The organism is Pseudomonadota bacterium (genome assembly GCA_039818985.1).
In the GTDB taxonomy this organism is placed as follows: domain Bacteria; phylum Pseudomonadota; class Alphaproteobacteria; order Sphingomonadales; family Sphingomonadaceae; genus Alterisphingorhabdus.
The window spans coordinates 633,417-649,649 of the sequence record JBCBSU010000001.1; the positions used below are offsets into that span (position 1 = coordinate 633,417).

The following is a 16,233-nucleotide window of genomic DNA, read 5'->3' on the forward strand; positions in this document are numbered from 1 at the left end:
TCCTATCGGGCTTTTGTTGCAGGCTGAAGAGGTAAAATGCCGCTGTTGTCTGTGGTCCGGCGGGATAAAGCGCTTGCTGCCAACACTGGATTTTGCAACAGATAATGGCGTGGTAGAGGGTAGTGCAGCAGCGGGAAGCGCATCCCAGGAAGCGGTTGCCGCATGGCGCGGTGTCCGTGACGACAGTTCGATACAGTTCGACCAGCCGCCGCCGCCCGAGCCGCCTGATCCGCCCTTTGAAACACCCGAATGGCTGAAAGCTACTGGCGAATCAATCAGTGACGCATTTGCTGGATTGGGCGCTGCTTTGACGGGGATTTGGCCGGTACTGCAATATGTCCTGCTGGCGCTGCTCGCGGTGGGGGTGTTTGCGCTGATTGTCTATATCGGGAGCAACATCATTGCCGACAGGCGCAAGCTGGATGATGCCACAGTCGATACCGGCTGGCGACCCGATGCCAAGGCTGCCCGGGCGCTGCTTGAAGAAGCCGATGCGCTGGCGGCAAAAGGCGAGTTTGCCGAGGCGATCAGGCTGATATTGTGGCGCTCGATCGAGGATATCACCAAGGCCGAGCCACGCGCTATCATCCCTTCCAATACCGCACGCGAGATCAGCCGCTTCACCATATTGTCCGATCATGCGCGCAATGTGTTCACCATGATCGCCGGTCATGTCGAGCGCGGCATCTTCGCTGGCCAGTCGCTGGGCCGCGAGGCTTGGGAAGAAGCGCGCAGCGCCTATGACAGCTTTGCCATTGCCGGAGACGCGCGATGAGTGAGGCAACTGCTTCTGCCCCAACTTCCGGTGCTGGCGATGGTGGTGTAGCGGCACCGTTTACGCGCCCGACACTGCTTGCCATGGTGCTTGTCGGCTGTCTTGCATTTCTTGCGATGCTGTACAGCCTCGGCGCTGGCAATCCGCTTTCCAACCAGGATGGTGACAGCGGTCATGCGGCATCGAAAAGCCTGATCGGCTATCATGGCCTGGTCGACCTGTTGCGGGATACCGGTGCAGATGTGTCGCTGTCGCGCACACCGGCGGCGGCAGGTGATTATTCACTGCTGGTGGTTACACCAGACTTTCGCGCCGACTGGGAAGAGGTTGGTGGCCTGATATCGCGCCACCGGTTTAACGGGCCGACGCTTGTTATCCTGCCCAAATGGATCGTTATGCGCGATCGTCAACTGGAGCGTGGCTGGGTCCGCCTCGTCGATACGCTGGAGCAGCAAATCACCAATGATGAGATCGGCTTTACCACCACCATATCCCAGGCGGACAGCCGTAACCGCCGGTTGATGACAGGACTGGGGGCGGTCCCAAAAACGCCGGAGAAACTGGCTACGTTCGACAGCGATGACGTCCATCCAATGGTAAGCGATGCCAGGACAGGGAAGCCGGTAATCGGCTATGTCGATGATACATACGGTTTTGACTGGCTCAACACGCTGCAGCCGCATGCGCCGCCGCCATCGGGCAGCGACCCCGAGGAATATGAATATTACGACGCCTGGCCGGTGGTGCTGGTTGCCGATCCCGATCTTTTCAACAATATGGGGCTGGCCGAGCAGGAAACAGCGCTGCACGCGCTGCGGCTGTTCGAGGCGCTTGATCGAGACGATGACCTGCCGATTGTCTTCGACCTCACAGCCAATGGCCTGGGCCGCGCCGACAATCTGTTGACACTGGCATTTCGTCCGCCTTTTCTCGCGGCGACCATCTGTTTTCTTGTCGCTGCATTCATGGTCGGCTGGGTCGCCTTTACCCGCTTTGCCCCGCCCATGCTCGCGGCAAGGGTGATCGATTTCGGCAAGGAAACGCTGGTCAGCAACAGCGCTGCGACAATGCGGCTGTTGCGGCGCGAGCATCTGCTGCGCGAGCCCTATGCCAATCTGATCCGCCGCATGGCGATCCGGCGTCTGGGGCTGCCGCCAACCATGGATGCCGATGCTATCACTGCCCGGCTCGATGCCGAGACTCCTGATGACGTGATGCCCTATAGCGTTCGCCGTGACCGGCTGCTGGCGGCACGCAAGCCCAAAGACATCGCCGTAGCTGCGGCGGAACTCCATGCATGGAAGAAGGACTATTTATGACCGATACCGCCGCGGTGCAGGCACTGGCACAGGATATCCGCAGCGAGATCGCCAAGGCGATTGTCGGCCAGGATGATGTTATCGATCACCTGCTGATCGCGCTGTTTTCCGGCGGCCATATCCTGCTCGAAGGGCCTCCGGGAACGGCCAAGACCTTTCTGGCGCAGTGCTTTGCCGCCACGCTGTCGCTCGAATATGGTCGTATCCAGTTCACTCCGGATCTGATGCCGGGGGATATTCTCGGCTCCAATCTGTTCAATTTCCAGACCAGCAGTTTCACCCTGACACGGGGGCCGATTTTCTGCGAGTTGCTGCTCGCTGACGAGATCAACCGCACCCCGCCCAAGACACAGGCGGCACTGCTCGAGGCGATGCAGGAACGTGCGGTCACCATCGATGGCGAGCGCTATTCTCTGCCCGAGCAGTTCATGGTGGTGGCGACTCAGAACCCGATCGAGCAGCAGGGCGTCTATCCACTGCCCGAAGCGCAGCTCGACCGCTTTCTGTTCAAGGTGGTGGTGGGCTATCCCGGTGCCGAAGAGGAGCGCAATATCGTCGCGACTTATGGCCAGCGGGCACGGGTGCAGCGACCCAATGATCTGGGTGTCGAGGCGATTGTCGACAAGCCCAGGCTCGCGGCTGCCATGGATACGGTGCGCCAGGTGCGGCTGGTCGACGATATTGTCGATTATATCGTCCGGCTGGTGCGTGCGACCCGCGATGACAGCGCACTGGAAAACGGTGCCAGCCCTCGCGCCGCGGTGATGCTGGCCAATGCGGCGCGGGCACGCGCGGTGCTGCATGGCCGCGATTATGCCATCCCCGATGATGTCAAGGCGTTGGCGGCCTCGGTGCTGCGCCACCGCATCATGCTGTCGCCGGGTGCCGAGATAGAGGGCCGCCAGATTGAGGATATCGTTGACACCCTGATCGAACAGACGGAAGCACCGCGTTGATTGCGCCGACCCAGCGTGCGGTTGTTCTGGTCGCCGCTGGCGCGCCGCTGGCGCTGGTCATTGCCACGCTCATGCCCGCAGCCTGGGGCATCGGTCTTGCCTGGTCGGGGACGATCCTGTTGCTGATGCTCGCCGATGCTTTGCTGATCCCGAAAATGCGGACGATGCGCATCGACATCCCCGGATTTGGCGAGGTTGGCCAACCGCTGGAGGCGCAGATGCAGGTCGAACTGGCATCGCGCCCGGTTCATCGGACAATGCAGGGCTTCATTGGTGTCGACAGTCGGGTCGATGCCAGTGGTCGGGCACTGTTTGATCTCGATCATGATCTCGCAGCACTGCCGGTCGAGGATGACGCCGGCAATGTCTGGTCTGCCACTGTCACCTTGACGCCGAACCGCCGGGGACCGGGGCTGGTCAGCCATATCGGTGCGCGCTGGACCGGACCGCTGGGTCTGGTCTGGCGTCAACAGGAACGGCAATGCGACCGCGAAGTGCGGATATTGCCCGATGTATCGCCGATCCGCAGCCCCACGGTGCAGCTGTTCCTGCGCGATGCGCTCTATGGCATAGTGGCGCGCAAGATCCGCGGTGAGGGCACCGAATTCGACGCACTGGCCGACTATCAGCCAGGCATGGATAGGCGCAGCATCGACTGGAAAGGTTCGGCGCGGCACACAAGGCTGCTGGCCAAGGAATATGACACCGAGCGCAACAATCAGATCGTCTTCGCGCTCGATTGCGGCAATGCCATGTGTGAGCCGATTGACGGGCTGGCACGGATCGACCGGGCGGTGCAGGCGGCGCTGCTGACCGCCTTTGCCGCGTTGAAATCGGGTGACCGCGCGGCGCTGATGGCCTTTGCCGCCAAGCCCGAAATCTTCTCTCCCTTTGTTAACGGCACGCGTCAGTTTCACCGCTTTCAGGGCGAAGCTGCAGCGATCGAATATCGCCATCAGGAGACCAATTTCACCCTTGCAATGGCAACACTGGCGGCGCGGCTCAAGCGGCGTTCGCTGATCGTCATTCTGACCGATTTTGCCGACACCACCAGTGCTGAATTAATGCTGGAGTCAGTGGGAAGGCTGGTTGATCGGCATCTGGTGCTGTTCGTGGTGATGCAGGATGCGACGCTGGAGAACATTGCCGAACATGCGCCGCGCGATATCGACCGTCTGGCCGAGAGCGTGACCGCCGATGCACTGATCACCGAGAAACAGCTGGTGATAACCCGGCTGCGGCACATGGGGGTCGATGTTATCGAGGCGCCCTATCAGGATATCGGTACCCGCCTGCTCAATGCCTATCTGCGCATCAAGAAAAGAGGGTCGCTGTAATGGCGGAACTGCAGGTTGAACAGCATATGGTGATGGGTGCGCAACAGGCACTTGACGACATGGCATTGCTGCGTTCGGATCGTTTCCGCCTTGAGCGTGAAGATGACTGGATCCGGCTCGACGAGATCATCACCGATCTGGAAAAAGGCCGTCGCCGTCGGGTCAGCGATGCCGATGCGCTGGCTTTGCCGACTCTCTATCGCAAGACCGTTTCGGCCTTGTCGATTGCACGCGAAAGCTCACTAGATGCCGGATTGATCGCCTATCTCGAGGCGCTGACCGCGCGTGCCTATTATCAGGTCTATGGTCCGCGCACCGGTTTCATACGCTGGCTGGCGGGTTTTTTCGCCGGTGGCTGGAGTGGCGCTGTGCGCGCGATCTGGCTCGATATTCTTGTCATATTGGTGGTCATGGTCGCCGGGGCGCTGGTCGGCTATCTGCTGGTCGATCAGGACAATGACTGGTTCTATTCGCTGGTGCCCGGTGGACTCGCCGGGGGGCGGGTGCCCGGTGCCGATCCCGAACTGTTGCGCCAGACTATTGGTGGCGCCGAGGGAGCGAGTGAGGCGATGTCGGTATTCGCCGCCTATCTGTTCAGCAACAATGCCCAGGTGGCGATCTTTGCGTTCGCGCTGGGCTTTGCCTTCGGTATCCCCTCGGTGTTGCTGGTGGTCCATAACCTCACCCTTTTGGGGGCGATGTTCTGGGTGTTCAACGATGCCGGGCTGGGGGTTGAATTTGCCGGCTGGCTGTCAATCCACGGTACCACCGAATTACTGGCCATCGCGCTTGCGGGCGCGGCCGGACTGCATATCGGGCGTGCCATGGCCTTTCCCGGTCGCAAAACCTATCTCCAAGCGTTGCAACAGGCCGGGGTGACCAGCGCCATGGTGATGACCGGGGTGGTGCTGATGCTGGTGCTCGCCGGGTTGCTCGAAGGCTACGCACGCCAGCTTATCACCGGCACATCGGCGCGTTTTTTCATCGGCTATGGCCTGTTGGCGCTGTGGGCCGGCTATTTTGCCTTTGCCGGACGGCGCAGCGAGATGCTGGCCCGGCGTGAAGCAAGCGAGACGAACAATGGCTTCTGATCCGGCTATCGGGGGTGCAGCTGTAATACGTAGTCGGCTGTCTGCCGGCCTCTCGCCCAAATTACAGCGGCGGCTGGTGACGCCCGAAGGCGTGACGCTCAACATCCATGTTGCCGGTGCTGGCGCGCGCCTCGGAGCATTGCTGCTCGACCTTACCTTTCTCACCGCAATCTATATCGGCTATCTGATCGGGCTTTTTGCGCTGGTCTTTGGCCTGGGGCTTGAGAATGATCGCGAGAGCGGCATTGTCGAATTTCTGCTGGTCATCTCGATCATCTTCCTGTTTCTCCTGCGCAACGGCTATTTTCTGGCATTTGAACTGGGTCCGCGCGGAGCCACCTGGGGCAAGCGGATTATCGGCATCCGGGTGGCGGCGCGCGATGGTGGGCGGCTGGCGCCCGAGGCGGTGATTGCGCGCAACCTGATACGCGAAGTCGAGATATTCCTGCCGATGCAGTTCCTCATCGTGCTGGCAACCGAGCAGGACAGCAGCACCTTCACGCTGATCGCCGGTACTTTGTGGGTATTGGTCTTCGCCACCTTTCTGCTGTTCAATCGCGACCGGCTGCGCTGTGGCGACCTGCTGGCAGGGACGTGGGTGGTAATGGCGCCGAAGCAGAAGCTGACCGAGGTGGTGGCACCACGCGAAACCATGGTGGCTGCCGCCGCGCGTGGTTCAGATTACCGCTTTACCGATGAAGAGCTGGGCATTTACGGCGAATATGAGTTGCAGGCTCTGGAACAGGTGCTGCGTGATGGTTCGGAAGAGAGTGAGCGCACCGTCTATGTCACTATCTGCAACAAGCTGGGCTGGGAGCCGGGCGAGGGCGATGAACGCGCTTTCCTTGAAAACTATTATACCCAACTGCGCCAGCGCCTCGAAAGCGGTATGCGCTTCGGCAAGAGGCGGGCCGACAAATTTGACGATGCCGATTAGGTGCCGGACTATTCCGCAGCGATAGGCGGTACTTCTTCGCCATCGATGCCGCGTGGGCTGCCATTGACGATGGTATCGGGAACATCGAAATCCTTGGCGACTTCGCGGGCTGTCATTTTCGCCGACATCATCACCGACGGGGTGCCGCCGCCCGGCTGGGTGCCCTGTCCGACGAGATAGAGATTGGTGATGTCTTCGCTGCGGTTGTGCGGTCGGAAGAATGCCGTCTGGGTCAGCACCGGCTCAACCCCAAAGCCATTGCCCATATGCGAATTGAGCGTCTGCTGGAAATAATTGGGCGTGACAAAGCTCTTATAGACCAGCCGCTCACGCAAATTGGGGATATGGCCGCGTTCATCAAGGAAGCGCAGCACCGTCTCACAGAATTCCTCGCCGATCTCGTCCCAGTCGAGATCGCTCTGATTATTAGGCACTGGCACCAGCGTATAGGCGGCATGATGGCCCTCAGGCGCGAGGCTGGGGTCGGTCAGTGTCGGGATATGCAGATATTGCGAGAAGTCAGGGCCAAGGATCTTGCGGTCGAAAATATCGGTCAGCAACTCCTCATAGCGCGGCCCCAAAATGATATTGTGGTGCCGCAAATCCGGGTCGCCATCGGCTTTCTTGTAGCCGAAATATATGACCATGATCGACATGCTCTGCTTGCGGAATTTGACCAGCGCATCGCGGTTGATCTTGCGGTGCTTCTTGTCGACCAGGTTGAGATAGGTGCTGGCATAATCGCCATTGGACACCACCAGATCGGCATTGAGAACATCACCCGACTTCAAGGCCACACCAGTCGCGGTGCGCTTGCCATCTACCTTTTCGACATCAATGCGCTCGACCTCGGCGTTAAGCCGCAATGTGCCGCCAAGCTCCTCGAACTTGCGGACCAGTCCGTTAACCAGCGCGCCGGTGCCGCCCATGGCGAAATGCACGCCCCAGGTGCGCTCGACAAAATGGATCATTGCATAAATGGCAGGCACTTTGAGCGGATTGCCGCCGACCAGTAGCGGTTCAAAGCTGAACACCTGGCGCATCTTGTCGGATTTGAAAAACTTCTTCACCAGGCTGAACAGTGGTTGCACTGCCTTCAGCTTCACCAGATCGGGCGCCACTTTGAGCATCGCACCGACATTGCCGAAATAGGTATAGCCAAGCTCGATAAAGCCGCGATCAAAAATAGCGCGCGCCGCCTTGTGGAATTCTTCATAGCCCTCAAGGTCTTCCGGGGCGAGCTTCCGGATTTGCTCGCGCAGATTGTCCGGGTCGGCGTCATAATCAAAATAGGTGCCATCATCGAAATACACCCGGTAAAAAGGCAGCACCGGGATGATTTCGACATATTTGCTGGTATTCGGCCCGCCACTGACACCAATGGTGATGCGCTGATTATCGCCCATAATCTCTGGTGGGAAGTCGGGATCACCGAGGGCAGCGCAATCCCGTTCAAGCGAAAACAGTTCTTCGATAAAATAGGGTACGGTAAGCACCGTCGGGCCCATATCGAAAGTGAAGCCCTCAGCCTTACGGACATAGGCGCGACCGCCTGGCGCATCGAGCTTTTCGACGATGGTTGTATCAAAGCCAAGGCTTTGCAGTCTTATGCCACAGGCAATGCCACCAATGCCCGAACCGATAACGATGGCCTTTTTGCGTTCGCTATTGTTGTTGGTCGTTATTGTGCTCACGCTTTGCCCTCTATTGTCACTTTTTGCCCGGTTTCATGGGCATATCCAATGTCGCAGATAACGCAGACTGCTGGGCTTTGTTCCGGCTCAGCCCCGGAGTTTCCGCCACGCCAGATCGGCAAATTCGCACAGCAATGGCCGCGTATCGCGCGGGTCGATGATATCCTCGACCGCGAATTTCTCGGCGGTGCGGAAGGGCGACGTTACGGCATCAAGCCGTGCCTTTATCTCTTGCAAGCGCGATTCCGGGTTTTCGGCGGCTTCCAGTTCAGCCTTATAGGCAACCTCCAGCCCGCCCGATATCGGCAGCGAGCCCCAATCGCCCGAGGGCCAGGCGAAGCGATATTGGAAGCTCTCCGCATTGCTCATCGCGCTGCCGGCAATGCCATAGGCGCGGCGGACAATGACGCAGGCGAGCGGCACCTGCGCGCGATAGACCGCGTTCATTGCATTAACGCCATAGCGAATGGTGCCCGCTTTCTCAGCCTCGCTGCCGATCATGAAACCGGGATTATCGACCAGATGCACAATCGGTAGTCGGAACTGGTCGGCGAGTTTGACGAAGCGCTCGGCTTTTTCGGAGGTTTTGGCTTCCCATGAGCCGCCGAGATAGCTCGGGTCACTGGCGAGCACCGCCACCGGCCAGCCATCCAGCCGGGCAAAGGCGGTGATCACCGCGCGCCCCCAGCGCTTGCCCATCTCGAACACGCTACCCGTATCGCACACGCTCTCGATAATTCGGCGCATCGAATAGACCTGATCGCTCTCCCGCGGCACCGCAGAGAGCAGCGCTTCATCGCGTCGGTCCGTTGGGTCGGTGCTGTCTATGCGCGCGGCCAGACTATCGATGGAAGAGGGCAGATAGGAGAGGAACCGCCGCGCCACCGCGAACGCCTCGGCCTCGCTGGCGACTTCCTCATCGACCACGCCATTGCGCGTGTGGATATCCGATCCGCCCAGCTCTTCCTTGTTGACCGTCTCACCAATCGCGGCAGCGACTGCGGGACCAGCAGCGAAAAGTTGCGACAGGCCTTTGACCATCACCGAATAATGGCTGGCCACCGTCCGCGCCGCGCCAAGGCCCGCAGTCGGTCCCAAGGCCAGTGCCACCACCGGCACCGTTTCGAGGTTACGGATGACATCATCCCAGCCGGGGACATAGGGCACATAGGTATAGCCCATATCCTCCAGCATCTTGACCGATCCGCCACCGCCTGTGCCGTCAATCATCCGGATAAGCGGCAGCCGCATCTCGTGCGCCATCGCCTCGCACTGGACGAATTTGCGATGCAGCGCCGCGTCCGCCGCGCCGCCGCGCACGGTAAAATCATCGGCGCTGGCGACCACCGGACGGCCATCCATATCGGCGCGGCCAAAGATGAAATTGGAAGGTGAGGCGTCGATCAACTGGCCGCTCTCGTCATACTCGCCGCGTCCGGCAATCTTGCCAATCTCGCGAAAGCTGTCGGCATCGACCAGCGCATCAAGCCGTGCGCGCGCATCCATTTTGCCGCGACCATGCTGACGCTTGACCTTGTCAGTGCCGCCCATTTTCTCGGCTGCATCCTGACGAAAACGCAGCTCTTCCAGTTCTTTTTCCCAACTCATGCCCAAGCTGTAACCGAGCCACGCCAACGGGAAAAGTACCAATCAGATGAGAAAGAGGTTCAAATTTTTATCAATGATAAAATTTTATCGTTGATAAAGTTATCGGATTTGTTTTACCTTATGTGCGACTCAGAAAGGGACGGCATCTCATGGTGGACACACGCGCCAGCAATATGGCGGAACGGCGCGAGCGTATTCTGCAGGCCGCTTGCACTATTATTGCCGAGAAAGGGGTGGAAGGGTTGACTACGCGCGGCCTGGCCGCCGCCGCCAATGTCACGGCACCGACACTGTATAATCTGATCGGCGGCAAAGAGGATATCATCCGCGAGCTGATCAACGAGAATGTTGAAGAGGTCTGGGCAGAACTGGACTTTGAAGCGATTGAATCGCCATCGGATATGGCGGACCATATCATCGACACCGTTTACGATCAGATCATGACCGACGGGGCTTATGTTCGGGCCACCGTCATCGCCAGCGAAGAAATTCCCGGTGCTTTTGCCGCGCGCGGCGATATGGGTTTTGCGCATGGTGCAGCCGGCCAGCGTTCAGCAGAAATGGCGATTACCGCTTGCCGCGCCGCCTTGGCGAAAGGCATGCTCCAAGGCACTCTTTCGCCCGAAATCCTTGGGCTGCAGATGTTTATTTCCTATCGCGGGCCTTTGCGCGACTGGGCCCATGGCGTGATCAGCCCACAGGAAATGCGCCGCCGTCAGCTTCGCGGTTTTTACCTGGTATTGGCGGCTGATGCCGCACCCGATTTTCGCGCCAGCCTGTTGGGAAAACTGGCGGCGCTCGAAGAGGATGAAGCCACAAATAGAGCGGCCTGTGAAGGAAGAGGTTAGAGCCATGCAATCCGTTGCCCATTTCATTGCCAAAATCCTGCCATTGCTGTTCGCTTTTGGCTTTTTGGTACCGCTGATCATGCAAATGATGCTGGCGCTGGAGATCACACCGCCATTCGGTCTGACGGCGCTGGTTTTTGCGCTAATCGTCGGCGGTGGCTGGGGCTTGTTCGCGCAGATTAAGGGGCGCTGGATATGAATATGCACCAGAGTGTGACCGTGCCCGAGAATCTGAGCGATCTCACCGAGGCTGAACTGAAAAAGATGGAGCTCAAAATTGCGCGCAAATATTCCGGGATGTTCCCGTGGATGATCGTGATTTGGGGTTTTGCCAATATGGTCTGCTGGCTGGCGCTGTGGCCGCTGGTGATGCTCGATATCATCCCCTTATGGCTGGGTTTCATCATTGCCACCATCAACATGGCTTTGGTTTATCTGCCAACGCACGATGCGCAGCATGACATTATCGCGCGTCCGGGCCAGAAGCTGCGTTGGCTCAATGAACTGGTCGGCCATGCAACGAGCTGGATGCTTATCTATCCGTTTCAGGTGCTGCGCATCACCCATATGGAGCATCACAAACACACCAATGATCCGGAATTGGATGTCGATATCGAATCCCACGCGCCGGGGCCATGGTCTGCCATCTGGGCAACCATTCGCGGGCGTCAGCCGAATGCCAAGCGCAACCGTGACTATGTCGCTGCGCTGGTGCGTGCAGGCCGTGAAGACCTGCTGCTTGTGGCCCTGGCCTATCAACTCGGTTATATCGCTATTCTCTCTGCGCTGGCATGGAACGGCTATGCGCTGGAGGCCTTCTTTCTGTGGTGGCTGCCCTATAGCATTGCCTATAGCTACATCATCTTTTTCCTGAGCTGGGCACCGCATCAGGGCAAAGGCCAGGGCCGCTATAAGGATACGCGCAGCTGGCGCTCGACATTGGGCAATATCGGCTCGATGGGGATGCAATATCATATCGTGCATCATCTCCATCCCTATATCCCGCTCTACCAGACACCCGCAGCCTATCGTGAAATGCTGCCGATATTGAAGGCGCGCGGCTGTGAATTGGGTGGGCGGGACTAGCTGACCATCCGTGCCACGCCGCTCTCCACCCAGCCGAGGATGCGTGGTGTTTTGGGCATATATTCGCCGGTTGGATTGTCGACCGCGAAACCGGCCTGACGCACCGCATCGGCGATCGGGCGTGTGAGGTGACAGCCGCCGGCCATGCGCTTCCATATCGGCTCGACCCGGCGCTGCCAGAGATGGACGCCGGGGTCGGGCGCGGCGCCATGCTCGAGGAACAATAGCTGACCATCGGGTCGCAGCACGCGGCGTGCTTCTTTGAGCGCCTGGGCCTGATCCTGCACCGAGCACAGGGTGAAGGTGATCAGCACAGTGTCGAAGCTATTATCCGCAAAGGGCAGAGCCTCGGCGATGCCGCCAACCAGGTCCATAGGGATTTGTGCTGCCGCGACATTGGCACGGGCACGGTCAAGCAGTTGCGGCGACGGGTCGATGCCGGTGATATGATCGATCTTGTCGCCATCGTAAAATTGCGCGTTGATGCCGCCGCCGGCGCCGAATTCCAGCACCTTGCCGCGTGCCAGCGGCACGATCTGGCTGCGCCGCTTCATGATTTGCGGCTGGCCGCAGGCAAAACAGATCAACCGCGGCACCACATGCCGGTCCCAGAAATTGGGCTGGGGAGAGTGGTTGGTGGTCATCTCTGTCCTGCCATGCTGATCAGCTTTCCGCCTTCATCTTCTCCACTGCTTCATAGGTCAGCCGCACGTGATCGCGATAATCCATCTCGCTGTGCACCATGGCGACATTGCCATCCTGACCAATGACATAGCTGGTGCGGCTGGCGGTGATGAGATTCGCCGGGTCGAGCGCGACGCCGTAGCCTGACATGATCTCTGGTGTTGCCTGCGCTACGGCAAATTTGTCGCGACAGGCTTCGGTGGAGAAACGCGCCAGCGTCTCCACATCATCGCCCGACAGACCGAAGACCTTTGCTCCCATCGCCTCAAAGTCATCATTGCGATCGGCAAATTCCTTCGACTCCAGGGTACAGCCCGAAGTGAAGGCGGCGGGGAAGAAATACAGAACCACAGGGCCATTTTTCAGTTGCGCTGCCAGATCCAGGGTGAAGGCTTCACCCGCCAGCGCACCCTCGGTGGTGAACATCGGTGCTGCGGCACCCACTGCCAGCGGTGTGCCGGGGTCCTGCGCTGCGGTTTCTGCGGTGGCTTCGGCCGCATCGCCTGAAGCTTCGGCTGCGGCGCTTTCACCGGGCGATTTGTTGCAGGCGGTGGTGCCGAGCAGCGCTGTGGCTGCAAACAAGGTCAAAACTGTGCGCATGAAATATTCCGTTCCCTTCAATATTTATTCATCCCCGTAAATGGCGACGCTGTGTGAGCCACTGCTGGTCGCCATGCCGCGATACATGCCCGGTGTGTCGAAGCTGTATCCCGCATGACCCCAGGGGGTCAGATAGATAATGCCACCAGAACCGCCAAGGTTCCCCATTTCACCGATCACATTGTCGGCAATATCCTGCACCTCATCACCGCTGAGCGGGTTGCGCTGCAGGCTGGAAAGCATCTCCGGATCCGGTTCTGCGTTGCGCGCAGCAGCCTGATTGAGCAGAGCCAGGACGTTGGACTCCGCAGTCAGCCGCAAGCGGGTGCAGATTTCCTGTGCTACGCCGACTCGGATGAAATATTCGCCCGAACCCGTGGCCGAGACACCGCAGCTGCGATTGTCGGCATAGGTGCCAGCACCGATAATCGGGCTGTCGCCGATACGGTCATAGCGCTTGCCGGTCATGCCGCCGGTGCTGGTGCCTGCGGCGATATTGCCCTGCATGTCCAGTGCCACTGCGCCCACAGTGCCGAATTTGCGGTCATAATCGAGCGCGGTCACCGATGTGTCTTCGGCATGCTTTGCCTTGAATTTGCGCAGCGCGCGCAGCCGGTCAGGGGTGGAATAATAGCCCGGATCGACCTGGGTCAGACCCTGTTCGCGCGAAAATGCATCGGCGCCGGCGCCGGCAAGCATCACATGCGGGCTTTTCTCCATTACTGCGCGGGCGAGCAATATGGGGTTTTTGGTGGCGCTGATCCCGGCCACCGCCCCGGCATTGCGGGTGGCACCGTCCATGATCGAGGCGTCGAGCCGGTTGGTTTCGTCCCATGTGAACACCGCCCCAAAGCCGGCGTTGAAATTGGGATCATTTTCCAGAACGGTAATGGCCGCGGTGACGGCATCAGTGGAATCGCCGCCTTCCGCCAATATTGCAGAGCCAGCCTCAAGCGCGCGGTTGAGTGCATCGCGGATGCGGGTATCCTGCTCCGGCGTAATCCGGTCGCGCGCTATGGTGCCCGCGCCGCCATGGATCACCAGCGACCAGCGTTTTTCTGGCTCAGGCGCGGCGCTTGTCGTCTCTTGCGCGAGTGTTGGAGAAACCAGCCCGACGCAGGCGAGCATAATGATCAAATATATGCGCATAAACACGACTCCCTTTTGTGAGAGACAGGTCTAGCATTGATTGGCGCACAGGCAATAAGTGCTGCAAATACGAGCGAGATCGGTCAAATTAACCGCGTCATTGCGAGCGAAGCGAAGCAATCCAGAGCGTTTCGTGCGAGACTCTGGATTGCCGCGTCGCTGCGCTCCTCGCAATGACGGTTTCCTTTATGGTATGGTTATTTGTTGAGTTACCAGGGCAGTGTCTTGCCGGTATAGTCCTTGAACGCGCCGGTCTCATCGAATGTCAGGACATCAATCACCTGTATCAGGCCGCTTGCGCTTTCCTGTGTGGTGATGCTGGCATTGGGCCCGCCCATATCGGTTTGCACCCAGCCGGGGTGGAGCGTCGCAACGGTGATGCCATCATCGCGCATATCGATGGCAAGCGACTGCCATGCTGCGTTGAGCGCTGCTTTGGACGAGCGATAGCGCAGCATCCCGCCGCTATCATTCATGGCAATGCTGCCTAGAGTGGAGCTGATCGCTATCAGCTTTTTCTGATCGCTGGCGGCGACATTGGCTTTCAGCGCTTGCGCCAACATGGAGGGGGCGACGGTGTTGACCATGAAGGTGTTGAGCCAACCCTCAGGGTCATCCCCTTCTGCGCCGCCAATACCGGCATTGTTAATAAAGATATCAATCGGTTTGCCACCGATCCTAGTAACGAAATCGGCATAGCCTGTGCTCTCGCTGACATCGAGTTGTTCAAGCTGCGCTCCGGTCGCGCGCAGTTCGTTCGCTGCATCCACATTGCGCGCGGTGGCGATAACCTCATGCCCCGCCGCAGCATATTGCTTTGCCAGCTCCAGACCGATGCCGCGATTGGCGCCTGTGATCAAAACTGTCGCCATGATAGTCTCCTTCAATATCGCTAATCAGACCGCTTTAGTCTCGAATATCCGTTTCTTATCCGCTATATGGGAGGCAACGCGTAACACTGAACAAAGGTTGCCTTTAATGTCTGCTGGAAATCCTTCATTGCGTCCATGGCGCGATATCGAGCGCCGCCAGTGCCGTCAGATCATGGTCGGCGATGTCGCCGTGGGTGGCGATGCGCCGGTCTCGGTGCAGACCATGACCAACACGCCGACAGATGATGTCAAAGCCACAGTGGACCAGATCCGCCGTTGCGAAGAGGCAGGAGTGGACATTATCCGCGTCTCTTGCCCTGATGTGGCATCGACCGCGGCGATGAAGCAGATCACCCGTGCCGCGCGGGTGCCGGTAGTGGCGGATATTCACTTCCACTATAAGCGCGCTCTGGAAGCCGCGGATAATGGCGCGGCGTGTCTGCGCATCAATCCGGGCAATATCGGCGGCGATGACCGCGTCAAAGAGGTGGTCAATGCAGCCAAGGCCAATGGCTGTGCGATCCGCATCGGCGTCAATGCTGGGTCACTGGAAAAACACCTGCTGGAAAAATATGGCGAGCCTTGCCCCGAGGCACTGGTCGAGAGCGCGCTTGACCATATCAAGCTGCTTCAGGACCATGATTTCCATGAATATAAGGTGGCGGTGAAGGCGTCGGACGTATTCCTTGCGGTCGCTTCTTACAGTCAGCTTGCCGATGCGGTGGATTGCCCGCTGCATGTCGGCATTACCGAGGCAGGCGGCCTGATCGGCGGTTCGGTCAAGTCCGCCATCGGCATGGGCAATCTGCTCTGGGCCGGTATTGGCGACACCATCCGCGTCTCGCTTTCGGCCGAGCCTGAGGACGAGGTCCGCGTCGGTTATGAAATCCTCAAATCGCTCGGCATCCGCACCCGTGGCGTCAAGATTATCTCCTGCCCGTCCTGCGCGCGGCAGGGCTTTGACGTGATCCGCACGGTGCAGACGCTGGAAGAGCGGTTGCAGCATATCAACACGCCGATGTCGCTCTCGGTCCTTGGCTGCGTCGTCAATGGCCCCGGCGAGGCGCGCGAGACCGATATCGGCCTGACCGGGGGCGGCAAGGGCAAGCATATGGTCTATCTCTCCGGCATCACCGATCACACGGTCGAGGATGGCGATATGCTCGATCATATCGTCAGGCTGGTCGAGGAAAAGGCCGCCGCGATTGAGGCCGGCGAGGCCGTAGCTTTTGACCCCCATGCCGAACCGCAAAAGCAGGTGGAAGCGGCGGAGTGAA

At 59.2% G+C, this 16,233-nt stretch carries 16 protein-coding genes; 10 read left to right on the forward strand and 6 right to left on the reverse strand.

Annotation, left to right across the window (positions count from 1 at the left end):
- The first annotated feature begins 109 nt into the window (after positions 1-109).
- From AAFX04_02905 to AAFX04_02930, 6 genes are read left to right on the forward strand one after another with little or no spacing between them, the layout of a single operon-like run.
- Complete coding sequence (locus AAFX04_02905; protein MEO1044371.1) at positions 110-775, forward strand: hypothetical protein; 666 nt, start codon at positions 110-112, stop codon at positions 773-775.
- Positions 772-2,094, forward strand: coding sequence for a DUF4350 domain-containing protein (locus tag AAFX04_02910; protein ID MEO1044372.1), 1,323 nt, complete (start codon positions 772-774; stop codon positions 2,092-2,094). The genes AAFX04_02905 and AAFX04_02910 overlap by 4 nt, the downstream gene beginning before the upstream one ends.
- A complete protein-coding gene (locus tag AAFX04_02915) occupies positions 2,091-3,050 on the forward strand; it encodes a MoxR family ATPase (GenBank protein ID MEO1044373.1) in 960 nt (319 codons plus the stop codon). The genes AAFX04_02910 and AAFX04_02915 overlap by 4 nt, the downstream gene beginning before the upstream one ends.
- The gene (locus tag AAFX04_02920) at positions 3,047-4,387 is read left to right on the forward strand and encodes a DUF58 domain-containing protein (protein MEO1044374.1); all 1,341 of its coding nucleotides are present in this window, start codon (positions 3,047-3,049) and stop codon (positions 4,385-4,387) included. Before AAFX04_02915 ends, AAFX04_02920 begins: the two co-directional genes overlap by 4 nt.
- Positions 4,387-5,478, forward strand: a complete 1,092-nt coding sequence (locus AAFX04_02925) for a stage II sporulation protein M (GenBank protein MEO1044375.1) — start codon at positions 4,387-4,389, stop codon at positions 5,476-5,478. Before AAFX04_02920 ends, AAFX04_02925 begins: the two co-directional genes overlap by 1 nt.
- Complete coding sequence (locus AAFX04_02930; protein MEO1044376.1) at positions 5,468-6,415, forward strand: RDD family protein; 948 nt, start codon at positions 5,468-5,470, stop codon at positions 6,413-6,415. The genes AAFX04_02925 and AAFX04_02930 overlap by 11 nt, the downstream gene beginning before the upstream one ends.
- An 8-nt stretch (positions 6,416-6,423) precedes the next feature.
- Here AAFX04_02930 and crtI read toward each other — a convergent pair whose 3' ends face one another.
- Both crtI and AAFX04_02940 read right to left on the reverse strand, forming a co-directional pair.
- A complete protein-coding gene (gene crtI / locus AAFX04_02935; GenBank protein MEO1044377.1) occupies positions 6,424-8,109 on the reverse strand; it encodes a phytoene desaturase family protein in 1,686 nt (561 codons plus the stop codon).
- Positions 8,110-8,196: 87 nt separating this feature from the next.
- The gene (locus AAFX04_02940; GenBank protein MEO1044378.1) at positions 8,197-9,717 is read right to left on the reverse strand and encodes a carboxyl transferase domain-containing protein; all 1,521 of its coding nucleotides are present in this window, start codon (positions 9,715-9,717) and stop codon (positions 8,197-8,199) included.
- Positions 9,718-9,866: 149 nt separating this feature from the next.
- Here AAFX04_02940 and AAFX04_02945 point away from each other — a divergent pair, with 149 nt between their 5' ends.
- The 3 genes from AAFX04_02945 to AAFX04_02955 are packed head-to-tail and all read left to right on the forward strand — an operon-like array spanning position 9,867 to position 11,651.
- Positions 9,867-10,565: a TetR/AcrR family transcriptional regulator gene (locus tag AAFX04_02945; GenBank protein ID MEO1044379.1), complete on the forward strand. Its 699-nt coding sequence runs from the start codon at positions 9,867-9,869 to the stop codon at positions 10,563-10,565.
- Positions 10,566-10,569: 4 nt separating this feature from the next.
- Positions 10,570-10,764: a hypothetical protein gene (locus AAFX04_02950; GenBank protein MEO1044380.1), complete on the forward strand. Its 195-nt coding sequence runs from the start codon at positions 10,570-10,572 to the stop codon at positions 10,762-10,764.
- Positions 10,761-11,651, forward strand: coding sequence for a fatty acid desaturase (locus tag AAFX04_02955; GenBank protein ID MEO1044381.1), 891 nt, complete (start codon positions 10,761-10,763; stop codon positions 11,649-11,651). The genes AAFX04_02950 and AAFX04_02955 overlap by 4 nt, the downstream gene beginning before the upstream one ends.
- Here the strand turns inward: AAFX04_02955 and AAFX04_02960 are convergent.
- The 4 genes from AAFX04_02960 to AAFX04_02975 all read right to left on the reverse strand — a co-directional run bounded on the left by AAFX04_02960 (position 11,648) and on the right by AAFX04_02975 (position 14,956).
- On the reverse strand, positions 11,648-12,295 hold the full coding sequence (locus AAFX04_02960; protein MEO1044382.1) for a class I SAM-dependent methyltransferase: 648 nt from the start codon (positions 12,293-12,295) through the stop codon (positions 11,648-11,650). The genes AAFX04_02955 and AAFX04_02960 overlap by 4 nt on opposite strands.
- A 19-nt stretch (positions 12,296-12,314) precedes the next feature.
- Positions 12,315-12,935, reverse strand: coding sequence for a peroxiredoxin (locus AAFX04_02965; GenBank protein ID MEO1044383.1), 621 nt, complete (start codon positions 12,933-12,935; stop codon positions 12,315-12,317).
- Between the two features lie 24 nt (positions 12,936-12,959).
- Positions 12,960-14,084, reverse strand: coding sequence for an isoaspartyl peptidase/L-asparaginase (locus tag AAFX04_02970; protein ID MEO1044384.1), 1,125 nt, complete (start codon positions 14,082-14,084; stop codon positions 12,960-12,962).
- A gap of 209 nt (positions 14,085-14,293) precedes the next feature.
- The gene (locus AAFX04_02975) at positions 14,294-14,956 is read right to left on the reverse strand and encodes an SDR family oxidoreductase (protein ID MEO1044385.1); all 663 of its coding nucleotides are present in this window, start codon (positions 14,954-14,956) and stop codon (positions 14,294-14,296) included.
- Between the two features lie 106 nt (positions 14,957-15,062).
- Between AAFX04_02975 and ispG the strand changes: the two genes are divergently transcribed.
- Positions 15,063-16,232: a flavodoxin-dependent (E)-4-hydroxy-3-methylbut-2-enyl-diphosphate synthase gene (gene ispG / locus AAFX04_02980; protein ID MEO1044386.1), complete on the forward strand. Its 1,170-nt coding sequence runs from the start codon at positions 15,063-15,065 to the stop codon at positions 16,230-16,232.
- Position 16,233 lies beyond the last annotated feature (1 nt).